Origin of the sequence: Pseudarthrobacter sp. S3, from assembly GCF_050156905.1 — a bacterium.
Classification (GTDB): domain Bacteria; phylum Actinomycetota; class Actinomycetes; order Actinomycetales; family Micrococcaceae; genus Arthrobacter.
The window spans coordinates 326,049-339,393 of sequence record NZ_CP189583.1 but is presented as its reverse complement, the minus strand read 5'-3'; the positions used below and the strand labels follow the sequence as shown (position 1 = coordinate 339,393).

9 protein-coding genes are annotated in these 13,345 nt (G+C 61.7%); 3 read left to right on the top strand and 6 right to left on the bottom strand.

What is annotated here, in order from left to right:
• Positions 1 to 3 precede the first annotated feature (3 nt).
• From rpe to tkt, 3 genes are all read right to left on the bottom strand, one after another.
• Positions 4 to 681, bottom strand: a complete 678-nt coding sequence (gene rpe / locus ACQCSV_RS01670) for a ribulose-phosphate 3-epimerase (protein ID WP_354156486.1) — start codon at positions 679 to 681, stop codon at positions 4 to 6.
• Positions 682 to 715: 34 nt separating this feature from the next.
• Entirely contained in the window at positions 716 to 1,837 is a 1,122-nt protein-coding gene (gene tal / locus ACQCSV_RS01665; RefSeq protein ID WP_426939051.1) for a transaldolase, read from the bottom strand.
• A 104-nt stretch (positions 1,838 to 1,941) separates the two neighbouring features.
• On the bottom strand, positions 1,942 to 4,074 hold the full coding sequence (gene tkt / locus ACQCSV_RS01660) for a transketolase (protein ID WP_426939504.1): 2,133 nt from the start codon (positions 4,072 to 4,074) through the stop codon (positions 1,942 to 1,944).
• 183 nt (positions 4,075 to 4,257) lie between these two features.
• Here tkt and ACQCSV_RS01655 point away from each other — a divergent pair, with 183 nt between their 5' ends.
• The gene (locus ACQCSV_RS01655; protein WP_426939050.1) at positions 4,258 to 5,565 is read left to right on the top strand and encodes a LuxR C-terminal-related transcriptional regulator; all 1,308 of its coding nucleotides are present in this window, start codon (positions 4,258 to 4,260) and stop codon (positions 5,563 to 5,565) included.
• A 286-nt stretch (positions 5,566 to 5,851) separates the two neighbouring features.
• Here ACQCSV_RS01655 and ACQCSV_RS01650 read toward each other — a convergent pair whose 3' ends face one another.
• From ACQCSV_RS01650 to ACQCSV_RS01640, 3 genes are read right to left on the bottom strand one after another with little or no spacing between them, the layout of a single operon-like run.
• On the bottom strand, positions 5,852 to 6,673 hold the full coding sequence (locus ACQCSV_RS01650) for a DUF5134 domain-containing protein (RefSeq protein ID WP_426939049.1): 822 nt from the start codon (positions 6,671 to 6,673) through the stop codon (positions 5,852 to 5,854).
• Complete coding sequence (locus ACQCSV_RS01645) at positions 6,630 to 8,285, bottom strand: APC family permease (RefSeq protein WP_426939048.1); 1,656 nt, start codon at positions 8,283 to 8,285, stop codon at positions 6,630 to 6,632. Before ACQCSV_RS01645 ends, ACQCSV_RS01650 begins: the two co-directional genes overlap by 44 nt.
• Positions 8,282 to 10,228, bottom strand: a complete 1,947-nt coding sequence (locus tag ACQCSV_RS01640) for a primary-amine oxidase (RefSeq protein ID WP_426939047.1) — start codon at positions 10,226 to 10,228, stop codon at positions 8,282 to 8,284. The genes ACQCSV_RS01645 and ACQCSV_RS01640 overlap by 4 nt, the downstream gene beginning before the upstream one ends.
• Before the next feature lie 504 nt (positions 10,229 to 10,732).
• Between ACQCSV_RS01640 and ACQCSV_RS01635 the strand changes: the two genes are divergently transcribed.
• Together ACQCSV_RS01635 and ACQCSV_RS01630 are read left to right on the top strand one after the other, a co-directional pair.
• Positions 10,733 to 12,190: an APC family permease gene (locus ACQCSV_RS01635; protein WP_354156497.1), complete on the top strand. Its 1,458-nt coding sequence runs from the start codon at positions 10,733 to 10,735 to the stop codon at positions 12,188 to 12,190.
• The gene (locus ACQCSV_RS01630; protein WP_354167911.1) at positions 12,187 to 12,924 is read left to right on the top strand and encodes an IclR family transcriptional regulator domain-containing protein; all 738 of its coding nucleotides are present in this window, start codon (positions 12,187 to 12,189) and stop codon (positions 12,922 to 12,924) included. The genes ACQCSV_RS01635 and ACQCSV_RS01630 overlap by 4 nt, the downstream gene beginning before the upstream one ends.
• Positions 12,925 to 13,345 lie beyond the last annotated feature (421 nt).

The window sequence follows — 13,345 nt, the reverse complement described above, 5'->3', positions numbered from 1 at the left end:
TAGTTAGCCGAAAGCGAGCTGCCCGTTGGCGCGCAGCGACTCGATGGCGTCCTCAGGTGAGGCCTTGCCGTATACGGCAGATCCGGCCACAAAGACGTTGGCACCGGCCTCCGCGGCGCGGGTGATGGTTTCCTCGGTGATGCCGCCGTCCACCTGGATGGCCACGTTCACCCCCGAACCGTCCACTGCCGCGCGGGCACGACGGATCTTGGGCAGCATGACGTCCAGGAATGCCTGGCCACCGAAGCCCGGCTCCACCGTCATGATCAACAGCATGTCCAGTTCGGAGAGCATGTCCAGGTACGGTTCCACCGGAGTGGCCGGGCGAAGTGCCATGCCCGCCTTGGCTCCGCGGGCGCGGAGTTCCCGGGCGAGTTTGATGGGGGCATCTGATGCCTCCACGTGGAACGTCACAGAGCTCAGGCCGGCGTCGGCGTACAGCGGCGCCCAGCGGTCCACGTTGGCGATCATCAGGTGGGCGTCCAACGGGACGGGGCTGACCTTCTGCAGCCGTTCCACAACAGGCAGGCCGATGGTCAGGTTTGGCACAAAGTGGTTGTCCATGACATCCACGTGCACGGCATCTGCGTTGCTGATGCGGGCAAGCTCGGCCTCGAGGTTGGCGAAGTCGGCCGAGAGGATGCTGGGGTTGATGCAGCATTTCAGAGGTGATGCGGACATGGTGTCTGCCTTTCGGTAGCTGTCAGAGCTCGGATCAGGATGCCTTCCGGGCGGCGGCGAGGGCGCCTTCGACGTCGGCCAGCAGTTCCTTCCAGCTGGCTACAAACTTCTCCAGGCCCTCGGATTCGAGGAGGGCAACCACCTCGTTGTAGGAAATACCCAGTGCGTCCAGTGCGTACAGGACGGCCTTGGACTCGGCATAGGCGCCGGTAATGGTGTCACCGGTAACCACGCCGTGGTCGAACGTGGCGTCGAGGGTCTTCTCCGGCATGGTGTTGACGACGTCGGCAGCAACCAGTCCCGTGACATACAGGGTGTCGGGGTAGGCCGGGTCCTTGACACCGGTGGAGGCCCACAGGGGACGCTGCGGACGGGCGCCGGCTTCGGCCAGGACTTCCCACCGGTCGGTGGAAAAGAGCTGCTCGTAGACCTGGTAGGCCAGGCGTGCATTGGCTACGCCTGCCTTGCCCTTGAGGGCCTTGGCCTCGTCGGTGCCGATGGCGTCGAGGCGCTTGTCGATCTCGGAGTCCACGCGGGAGACGAAGAACGAGGCCACCGAGTGGATCGTGGACAGGTCGTGGCCGTTTTCCTTAGCCTGCTCCAGGCCGGACTGGAACGCGTTGATGACGGCGCGGTAGCGCTCGAGCGAGAAGATCAGGGTCACGTTGACGCTGATGCCCTCGGCCAGGGTAGCGGTGATCGCTTCGAGGCCTTCAAGGGTTGCCGGGATTTTGATGTGGACGTTGTCCTTGTCCACCTTTTTGTAGAGGTTCTTGGCTTCGGCGATGGTGCCGGCCGTGTCCCAGGCGAGGCGCGGGTCAACTTCGATGGAAACGCGTCCGTCAACACCGTTGGTGGCTGCTGCCACCGGTGCGAAGAGATCGCAGGCGTCAGCGACGTCGGTGGTGGTGATTTCGAAGATGGTCTCTTCGACGCCGGCACCCTGCGCGGCAAGTGCGGCGATCTTTGCGTCGTAGTCAGAGCCGGAGGTGATCGCAGCCTGGAAGATGGACGGGTTGGTGGTCACGCCCACCACATTCTTTTCGTCGATGAGCTTCTGCAGGCTGCCGCTGGCGAGACGCTCACGGGAGAGGTCGTCGAGCCAGATGGACACGCCGGCGTCGGAGAGCTGGGCGGTGGGGGTTGCGTTGGTCATGGCTTCTTCCTTCAAAAATTGTGGACTGGTGACAGTTCGCGGCCGCGCCGCGGGACGTCCCCCATGAGGCCGTCCCGCGGCGCTGGCCGCAGTGCAGGTAAAGGTCAGTTGCGGGCAGCGGCGAGGGAGTCCTTGGCGGCGGCGGCGACAGCCTCCGCGGTGATGCCGAACTCCTGGAACAGGCGCTTGTAGTCTGCCGAAGCGCCGTAGTGCTCGAGCGAGATGGAACGGCCGGCATCGCCAACGAATTCCCTCCAGCCCAGGGCCAGGCCGGCTTCGACGGAGACGCGTGCCTTGACTGCTGCGGGGAGCACGGACTCGCGGTAGGCCGCGTCCTGCTTGTTGAACCACTCGACGCACGGCATCGAGATGACGCGGGCGGCGATGCCTTCGGCCTGGAGGGCTTCGCGGGCCTGGACGGCCAGCTGGACCTCGGAGCCGGTAGCGATCAGCAGCACGTCGGCCGGAACGGTTGCACCGTCCCTGGCCGCTTCTGCCAGGACGTAGCCGCCCTTGGCCACACCTGCCGGGGAAGCAAAGGTCTCACCCTGTGCTGCACCGTTACCGCGGGCGAAGGTGGGGACGTTCTGACGGGTCAGGACGATGCCGGCCGGGTTTTCGTGGTTCTCCAGCATGGTCTTCCATGCGATGCCCACCTCGTTGGCGTCGCCGGGGCGGACTACGTCCAGGCCCACAATGGCGCGCAGCGTGGAGAGCTGCTCCACCGGCTGGTGGGTGGGACCGTCTTCGCCCAGGCCGATGGAGTCGTGGGACCACACGTAGATGGACGGGACACCCATCAGAGCCGAGAGACGGATGGCCGGGCGCTGGTAGTCACTGAAGATCAGGAACGTACCGGAAAACGCCCGGGTCCGGCCGTGAAGCGAGATACCGTTCACGATCGACGCCGCGGCGTGCTCACGGATGCCGAAGTGCAGGACCCGGCCGTAAGGGTTGCCCTTCCAGGCATCGGTGGAGCGGGAAACCGGGATGAAGGAGGCGGAGCCTTCGATGGTGGTGTTGTTGGACTCGGCGAGGTCAGCCGAACCGCCCCAGAGTTCCGGCATGACCGGTCCGAGTGCGTTCAGGACCTTACCCGACGCTGCCCGGGTGGAGACATCCTTGCCAGCTTCGAAGACCGGCAGGACTGCATCAAGTCCGGCGGGAAGCGTCTTGGCTTCGATCCGCTCCAGCAATGCGGCGCCCTCAGGGTTTGCCGACTGCCACGCCTCAAATGAGGAATCCCATTCGCTGCGGGCGGCAGCGCCGCGGTCGACGACGGCACGGGCGTGGGCCAGGACGTCCTGGTCCACCTCGAAGGACTTCTCCGGATCGAAGCCCAGGACCTCCTTGAGGCCTGCGACTTCCTCGGCGCCCAGGGCTGAACCGTGGATCTTGCCCGTGTTCTGCTTCTTCGGCGCCGGGTACCCGATGATGGTGCGCAGCGAGATGATGGACGGCTTGGACGTCTCCGCCTTGGCAGCGAGCAGGGCCGAGTAAAGCTCCTGGACGTCTTCGACGTACTCGCCCGTCTCGGTCCAGTCGACGCGCTGGGTGTGCCAGCCGTAGGCCTCGTAGCGCTTGAGGACATCCTCGGTAAAGGAGATGTCAGTGTCGTCCTCGATGGAGATATGGTTCTCATCGTAGACAACTACAAGGTTGCCCAGTTCCTGGTGGCCGGCCAGCGAGGAAGCCTCGGAGGTCACGCCTTCCTGAATGTCACCGTCGGAGGCGATGACCCAGATGGTGTGGTCAAACGGGGACGTGCCCTCGGCAGCGTCGGCGTCGAACAGGCCGCGCATCCGCCGCTGTGAGTAGGCGAAGCCCACCGAGGAAGCCAGACCCTGGCCCAGCGGGCCGGTGGTGATTTCGACACCGGCGGTGTGCTTGTACTCCGGGTGGCCCGGGGTCAGCGAATCCCAGGTGCGAAGCGCCTTGAGGTCGTCCAGTTCCAGGCCGTAGCCGGACAGGAACAGCTGGACATAAAGGGTCAGGGAGGAGTGGCCGGGTGACAGGATGAAACGGTCACGTCCCAGCCAGTCCGGGTCGCGGGGATCGTGGCGCATCAGCTTCTGGAAAAGAAGGTACGCGGCCGGGGCAAGGCTCATGGCAGTGCCGGGGTGGCCGTTGCCGACCTTCTCCACAGCGTCCGCCGCCAGAACACGGGCGGTGTCTACGGCGCGCTCGTCCTCGGGCGTCCAGTTGAGTGTTGCTGAGTTTGCAGTGCCGGAGAGCATCGCATTTGTTGTCGGGTTCACGGTTTGTCCTTTTGGATCTGGTCGGCCTGGAGCGGCCGGACGGATACTTTCTGGTTGATATCAATAATCGCGAACCAAATGGGCAGGGGTAACACTGTTTTCTGACGGTTCTTACTACCCTTTTGGGTTGGAAGGACGTTTCCGGCCGGGTATGATGTCTGGATGAGTGCAGCGCCGGACCCATCCCTGAAAGAACTCGCCGTGGCCCTACCAGACCTGCCGTGGCCGCTTTTGCAGAGTGTGGCAGCATTGGCTGATGCCCCTCTGGCCCAGATAGCGGAGCGCCTGCGTGATGCCACGCTCCCCTACATGGGAAGCAGCGCGCTTGTGATCTTCACGGAAGACTGCACAGGCCGCCCGCAGAAGAAGGCTGGCGACGAAGACATCATTTCCCGAGTCTCCATCACCGAGCTGGACACGCTCCGTGCCACCCTCAAGGATGAGGCACCTTGGTTCGGGGAAGCCGAGCTCGCTGGCAAGACCCGCCCCGTGCTCGCCCTGAAACACGCCTCGAGCAACGCCCTCCTGGTCCTTACCGATCCCCCTGCCGATCCGGGGCGCAGTGCCCGCCTGGACCTGGTGACGTATCTCTGGCGCCTTACTGCGCGGCGGATCCGGGAGAAGGTGGCCGATGCGCCGCCGTCGTACCTGCTCGAATCGCGGGCGGCATCCGCTGAACGCCTTCGCGTGACAGCGGAACTGACCGATGTGCACTCCACCACCCTGGAGACCCTGCTGGCAGCCCTTCGTTCATCTTCCCTGGAGGATGCGGCGGCCCGCACAACCGTCATCGATCTCACCGCCAAGGCTTTGATCGGGCTCCGGACCCACAGCGACCGCACAACTGACCTGGTGAAAGAGCCCGTCGCCAAGGCCTTCGAACGCCTGCGGGAGGACCTGCGGCCACTCACACGCTACAGCGGCATCGAGATCGAATTTATCGAACCGCCGCTCAACGGACGGGCCCTGCCCGGCGAAGTTGCCCACGCGGCACGGGCAATCGTCCGCGGACTTGTGCTGGCCATGACGGAACAACCGGACGTCAGCAGGGTCCGGACGCAATGGGACTGCGACGGCGAAAACCTGCTGATCAACGTCCGCGACGACGGCCGGGGTGCACTCAAAGCCGACGCGCCGAGCATCGCCCGCCTGGACCGCAGAGTCCAGGCGCTCACCGGAACACTGCGGATCGACGTTATGCCGGGCTGGGGTGCGGACGTTTTTGTCACCCTCCCCCTGGACCTGCAAACGTCACGCCCGGTGGGGGATGTCGCCGGCTGGGATCTTGCTGCTCGGGAGCTCGAGGTGCTCGAGCACCTTGTTGCCGGGCACCGCAACCGGACCATCGCCTCCACGCTTGGCATTAGCGAGAACACGGTCAAGTTCCATGTGCGCAACCTGTTCAGGAAGCTCGAGGTCGGTTCACGCACCGAAGCTATCGCCCTGGCACACAGCCACGGACTCCGGTAGTGATTTAAGGAACCCGGCGGTACCGGGGCCGTGCCTGCCTCGTCCAAGAACTACGACGCAATGGCAGCCTAATACTGGCGGAGGGGGCCATCGCTGCACTACCGCCGGCTGGCCGGCAGGTCAGAATTCCGGCAACCGGACCATTAACAGCTCGAGAAACATCCGGATGCGGGCTCGGGTTATTTCGTAATTTAGCGACGGCCCGGGACGTAGCAAGCTGGGGACCGGGCGCTCGAGGTAACCGGGTGGATGCTATTTGGCGGGAGGAGTTTCCTGGCCGCCAAGCTTATGACGCCGTGAGTATGCCATCATGCGACATGGTGGCAAACATCAGGGCCATGGCGGCGGCGCCGAGGGCTTCCAGTGCTTGTTCTGCCTTGACAGACGGTTTGGAATCAGCTGTTTTGGGGAGTGTGGTTGCCGGTACCCGGAAACGCAGGAGGAGAACGGTAAAAACCACCGCCGCTACTCCGAAGACTATCGTCAAGAAGATGGCGACGTCAGGTGAGTGATCAAGTGTTGCGGACGGCATCCCGTGGATTTGGACCATCATCGCGTGCTGGGCGTGGGGCATCGACGTTCCGCTTGGCGCGACATTTTCCCCTATGGTTACGCGACCCATCACGGCGACCATGAGAGCAACGGCAGCCATGGTGATGCCGTGGTAAGCGCATTTCAGGCGGCCATGACTGCCCGCGCAGATTGTCTTGAATTCCGGCCGTGCAACCGCTTGGATGAAAAACCATAGTGCCGCAACGGCAAGGACGGCGACCTGAGCAAGCATGGTCGACGGTGCAAGGTTCCATAACATGGTCACCGTCAAGGCATTCATCAGGGCATGTAGGCACTTGTTGATCTGGTCCGTGCGCTGCTGGGACTTGGCCGCCTGCAGGACCTGATAGCTTCCGCTCACCAGCAGGAAGACTGTGAGGGTCCAAGTAATTGCGGGGATATTGAACACGCGCATCACGCTCTCGCTGGTGGGGTTTGAGTTGGTAACGGGGTCGGTCCCCGATGCTGCCGCAGCACCGGGGACCGACTGTTTGAGGCTTGCGCCTCTCTCGTTAAGGCTTGCGCCTCTCCAGTTCAAGTTCAAGTTCATCTTCATCAGTCAGTTCGAGTACGCCCAACGGATTCTTCCGCTCCAGTTCCCTGATGCGTTCGAGATCGATCGGGCGCATCGGCTCTGGCTCTTCTTCGTCCAGGACCGGGCCGTGACCGTCTTCGGCGAGAACAACGTACCCGATGGTTTCGTACTTGAGCGGATTGGCCTTCCGCAGGTAAAGGGCCAAGCCTGCCCCCGCGACGAAGAGTCCAACAGCGATGTAGGGGATGAGCTTGAAGAGCAGGGACGATGCTGCAGGACCGGCAGCGGTGTCCAAGTTCATGCACATCAGGACGACAACACCGAGCATCCCCACTCCACCGAGAACGGGTGCGACTTTGGTGCGCCATATGTTTTCTTCCGGGTGGTGCTTCCGGAAGTAGTTGAATACGGCGGCCATGGTGACGGTCTGCACAATCAGCAGCGTAAATGTCCCGAGCACCGCCAGCAGAACGAAGACATCCAGGTACGGATCCTTGTTGAAGAACCAGAACCCGAGAATCCACAGGATTGCAATGCCCGTCTGGAGGAATGACGCGATGTGCGGCGACCCATGCTTCAGGTGCGTTTTGCCAAGTACGCTGGGCAGGATTCCTTCACGTCCCAGCGAGTACATGTACCGTGCTGCGGCGTTGTGGAAGGCCATCGCACAAGCGAAGGATCCGGTCATCATCAGCCATTCCATGACCAAGACCCAACCGTGCCCGACAAAGACGTCCGTGGGGTGGAAGAACATGTCGAGCGGATTGGCGCTTTGGGCCAAAGCGATGGCTTGGTCGGCGCCGTTCCCGGCGACGGACATCCAGGAGACGAACGTGTAGAAGACGCCGACTCCCGTGACCGCGATCAACGTTGCGATAGGGACAATCTTCTTCGGGTTCTTCGATTCCTCCCCGTACATGACCGTCGATTCAAATCCGGTCCAGGACCAGAACGCGATGAACAACGCGAGACCCGGCGCGGCGACCTGCAGACCGTTCGGAAGGAAGATATTAACCGGATTCAGCGTCTCAGGCATCAGCCCGTCCGGACCTCCGCCATTGAAGAGCACGCCGAAGGCCATGACAGCGAGTATCCCGATCTCAGTGGCCAGCAGCAATGTGAGAATTTTCGCTGCGAGGCTGATCTCGAAATAGGTCAAAAACCCGATGAGGAGGATCCCAACCACGGCGAAAACAACCCAATGAACATCCAGTCCGAGTTGGTCCAGGAAGGCCAGATGCCCGAAGTAAGAGAAGATACCGATGATGCTAGCTTCAAAGACGATGTAGCTGAAGGTGACCATGAAACCAGTCCCGAGGCCAAGCACGCGTCCCAAACCGCGGGAAATAAATCCGTAGAAGGCCGCTGTTGAAGTCACATAGCGGGCCATGGAGACATAAGCGACCGCAAAGACCGTCAGGATAACCGTCGCCCAAATATATGTTGCCGGGGTTCCTGTTCCTACGCCATAGCCGACCGCAAACGGGACATTTCCACTCATCACCGTAATTGGCGCGGACGTCGCGACCGCCATGAACACCACATCCCAGAGGCCCAGGGTGTTGGCCTTCAGCTTGCCCGGCTGGGAGCCACGCTTGGCGGGAGCATCCGTGCGGGGACTTCGGGTACTCATGATTCGTGTCCGGAGCAGCATCCGGTGTCGCCGGAGGCAGGTGTAGTGGCGTTGGTGGGGAGGTTGAGGGTGGGGTTTTGGTCGAAGAAGCCGTGGGGTTCGAGCATGAAGCCGATGTTTTGGCGGGGCATGATGGGCCAGTCTTCGAGGCGGACGACGTGGTGCATGCCGAAGGTGTACCAGACTACGAGGTCCTGGTCCACGATGTTCCGGTCTGCTTGGGTCCAGATGTGCAGGCCGTCGTCGGCGCCGGTGGCCTGGTTGGGGAATTCGCCGGCGGCGAAGCGTTCGGTCCGGTCGTAGGCGGTGACCCAGAGGTTGTTCCGGGCGAACTGGGCTCGTTTGCTGACGTAGGACTCATCGCCGGCGGCGAGCTGGATGCCGTCGGTGGGGATGAGGCGGTAGGCGACGGGTTCGTCCACGATGTTGCGGCTGTCGCGGTTGGCGATCTTCCAGAACCGGTGTTTGGAGGAGTCGGTCTTGCGGATGGCTGCCTGTTCGGTTTCCAGGAGCCGGTCCACGGCTTTGAACGCGGTGTGGGTGGGGTTGTGTTCGGGGATTTCCATGTCCACTTCGTAGACGGCGTTTGTGGGTCCGTCGATTTCGAAGTCCATGCGGACGTTGAACATGTGCTGGTGGATCGGGGCGTAGAGTCCGTCGTTGTTCAGGGTCTGGCCGTAGGGGCTCTTCTCGCCGGGCTTCTGGCCGGCGGTGGAGAGGATGCCGGTGGCCTTGACGAGGAACTCGATGCTGCCGTCGAGGAAGAGGTGCCAGTAGAAGGCGTACTCGTAGTTCGCGACGGTGGCGATGAAGGAGATCACGAGTTTGCGGCTGCGACGGGTTTCGGTGGTGCCTTCGCGGAAGTCGAAGTGCTTCCAGAGGATCGAGTCGTCTTCCTCGTGCATGCAGATGGCGTTCTCGATGGTCAGCGGGTTGCCGTGGCTGTCGGCGGTGATGCCGTCGAAGTACTTGATCTCGCCCAGGCAGTCACAGCCCAGGGTCAGGGAGTTGGCCATGTTCCCGATGTTGTATTCGCCCGAGTCGAAGGCGTTCTTTTTGGCCTGGACGGGGGCGGTGTCGCCGTAGGGGACGACCATTTCCGAGAGTGAGGCCCGGTTGATCACGGGGCGTTCGACACCCTTGTTGCGGAACTTCAGCTGGTGCAGGACCAGGCCTTCGCGGGGGGTGAACCCGACGCGGAAGGACCAGTCGGCCCACTGGACGTGGTTGCCGGTGACGGTGAAGGACGCGCCTTCGGGCTGGGTGATGGAGATGGGCTTGAGGTCGGTGCGGGCCTCCCCGACGTACTTGGGCAGGTAGTTGCCGCTCGCGGACGGGACCGGGATCGCCTGGTCGTCTTCGACCTTGACGACCTCGCCGGAGTTCAGGTCCACGATGACGACGAAGTTCTCGATCGGGTGCGCGTACGGGCTGTCATCTGCCTCCTCGCGGACGAAGACCAGGGCGCGCATCAGGCGCCGGCCCTGATCGTCTTCGCCGAAGTAGCCCACGGACCAGGGCTCGAAGCAGACCAGGGACATGTCGGTGATGCCGCGCTTGGCCAGGGCGGCCTGGACCTCGGGGTCCTTGCGGCAGCTCTCTTCACCTTCGGCGAATTCGTCGAGCATGAACGGGGGGTGGATGTGCGCGGCCAGCTGCGTCCATTTCGAGACGATGCCCGAGTCCAGATCCACGATCGCTTCGTAGGAGCGTGCCTCGGCCCGGTCGACGAGGACCGCGTCGGCCTCGCGGACCGTTGCCGCGCCGGACCGGAGCAGTTCCTTCTCCGGCTCGCGCAGCTCAATACTGATGAAGCGGAACGATTCGGCCGCGGCCTGGCCATCCTTCAGGATCGCCGCGGCCCGGGAAATCTCCTCGCGGGAGAGCGGATCGAGAGGGTGTGCTACCCCAACCTCGGTGTGGATTTCAGTGGTGAGAGTCATGGTTTTCTCCTTGGTTCTTTCTTGAGGATGAGATCCCTAAGGACTGATAGGCGAGTTGCCCCGTGACATGGGTGGCGTTTTGCGAACACTTGGCCTGCATCGCCTGCGCTTGAAAGCCGCATGGAGGACCCCGGGCATGAGCTTGCGGCAGCCGGCAGCTGACCTGCAAGTTCCGGGCCCCGGTGAACCGGCATCCCTTAAGTTGCTAAGGGCCAATGGAGCTCTACCTTGAACCCCGTCGACGTGATGCCAGTCACTTACATTCCGTCCGTGTAGAAAAAATTACGCCAAAGAGTTCATGTAGGCGACCCTTTTGCGGCTATTGCCATGGGAACTTCAGGGTCAAGTTTTCCCACCGCAGTTAACATGTTGGAAACATTTCGGAACACGTATCCGAGCATCGTGGCGGGAGCTGCAGATGCTAATGTTTGGCACCTCAGGGTTGTGACTTGCGTCTCCAGCAAGCAAGTCAAGCGTTATTACCTGAGGGAAAGTTGGTACCCCGTGTCTGCCCGTGCTGATCGCTTCATCACTCCACGCTCTCCAGTGGAGGGTCTGAACCGCAGGAAGCTGTCCTTCCTGCCGGTTTTTGCACAGGCAATAGCCGCCGTGGCGCCTGCGGGGGCCATGTCTGTCATTCCGAGTCTTGTCTTTGGATCCAATGGACCCAACCTCGTGTTGACATTCGGCGTAGCCATGGCGGTCATGGTCTTGGTTTCGTTTTGTCTGAGGCCAATGGCAAAGCGCATGGCCGCCGTCAGCGGCCTCTACAGCTACACGGCGAAAGGACTTGGCCAGCGGACTGCAATTACGGCTGGCTGGTCCGCAATGTTCGGTTACGCTGTCGTGGCCATGGCCGGTCTGCTGGTTGTCGGTACATACGTCGTTCAGCTCTTCGTCAACCTCGGGGTTACCCCCGCAGATTCCAAGGTTGTCAATGTGCTCGTTATCCTTGCCACGGCGTGCGTCGCCTGTTTCCTTATGGTTAGGGGAATCCAGATATCCGCGTGGTCCACGTTGCTAATGGAAATCATTTCAATTGGAGTACTCGCGGTTCTCATGCTTGCCTATTTCATCTTTCACGCACCGAAGGTGAGTATCCAGAGTTTGTTTGTCTGGACCGGAAATTTCGACGTATTACCGATCGGAATCGTGGTGGCCGTCAGTGCCTTTGTCGGCTTTGAAAGCCCCACCACCTTGGGAGGCGAGGCGCACAGGCCTTTCGTCTCTGTCCCAAGGGCCATCACGTGGACCCCCATCCTGGCGGGCGTGCTTTATCTTCTTGCGGTGACCGCCCAGGACGTGGCGCTCAAAGGGGCAGCTCCAAGCATCGCGGCCAGTTCCACACCGCTTTCTGACCTGTTTTCCCAGACTTCCCCCCTGTTCGCCGCAGTCCTTGACTTGGGAATCGCAGCGTCGTGGTTTGCGTGCACGATCGCATCAGTGAACGCCCTCGCCCGGATAATCTTCTGTATGGGCAGAGAAGGGGTTGCGCCGCGAATATTCGGCCGGACCCATCCCGCCTTTCGAACCCCGTCGGCGGCAATCATTTGCATAATGCCGGCAGTCGCCATCATTCCAATCGCAATCATTCTCTCTGGCACCAGTCCTGAGCGGGGCCTCGTGGACCTCTTCACCCTAGGTGCCTACGGATACCTTGGGTCCTATATCCTTGCCAGCGCATCCCTACCCTTCTTCCTGCGCCGTATAGGAGAGAACACTTACGGCAGCTGGATATTGGGGGTAGCCTCCTCCGTAACCCTGGGGGCAGTGCTCTGGACGGCTGCGGCGGCATCGGCCCGCACCGGCAACCTGCATGCCGTCATCTACGGAGGTGTCATCCTCGCCAGCGTCATTTATGCCATGTTCCTTCGCATCCGGTTACCCGAGCGCCTGGCGTCTGTTGGCATCTACGACGAGACTCGTGAATTAGACCTGTTTCGTGGCAGGCCCAGCCAATGAGCTACAGGGCAACGCACTCCGGTGCAGCGCTTAACTCGTTCAGAATCTTGGAGATCGTGGCGCGGCTCGGAACGGGGACTACGGCTAAAGAGATCACGGATACCTTGCAGATGCCCCAGACGACCGTCTACCGGACACTGAACTCCCTCGTCGCGGACGAATATCTGGTCCGCACGTCTGACCTCCGCGGATTCGCCCTCGGGCACGCCCTTTCGGGTTTGATAACGGCAGCGACTCCCCCCACCGTTCCCACCGCGGCCCGTAACGTCATAGAGAAATTCCGGAGTGGAAAACGGTTCGCAGTGCACCTAATTATGTTCCGGAACGCATCCCTCAGAATCGCAGATGAGGATCCGGACTATCGGATCCACTCCGTATACGAAATGCTGCGGTACCCACACAGCTCTGCCGCAGGGAAACTGATGCTTGCCGAACTTGCCGATTCGGCCCCCCCATTCCCGAATGGGCCGCTGATGCAACTGACACAACACACCATCACGGACAGGGGTCAACTGGAACAACAACTCGCGGAAATAAGGTTGAAGGGGCATGCTTCGGAAATCAACGAACTAGAACAGGGATCCGCCAGCCTGGCGTTTCCAGTAAGACTGCCCAACGGGCCGGCAGGCGCAGCCCTTTGCCTCTCCAGCCCGGCAGAACGCTTTGCCCATATCTGCGAATACACGGAGGCGGCCCGTGAAATGACGTCGCGACTCGCACCCTTCCTGTTCTGATCAGACGCCCAAACAGAACGGACCCGGCACTCCGTACACCGCGAATCGCTGCCAGGCTCGACAACGGCCCCGTCTCCTTTGAACTGGTTCACTCGGGGACCAGGGCTCCTGACGGTGACCGAGGGTCCGGGTAGGTGATTTGTTGAGTTTCCGGACATTCTTGCTGGCCAAAGACTTTTAATCATGTTCTGTCGCAGGACGTGACTGTCTCATTTACGGTGTTCGCCGCGAGGCGCTTGTATTTCGAATGGAGGTGGAAGGCCTTCGTCGGCTGGTAATCGTAGTTGCTGGCTGAAGCTGACGGCAGCCTGATCCACGGATTGGTGGTGAAGGTGGGAGCAGCCGTGACAAAGTCGGGACGGTTCACGACAGCGCAGCGGCTGACCCAATTATCCGGCGTTTCGTTTAGTAGCTTTCAGCT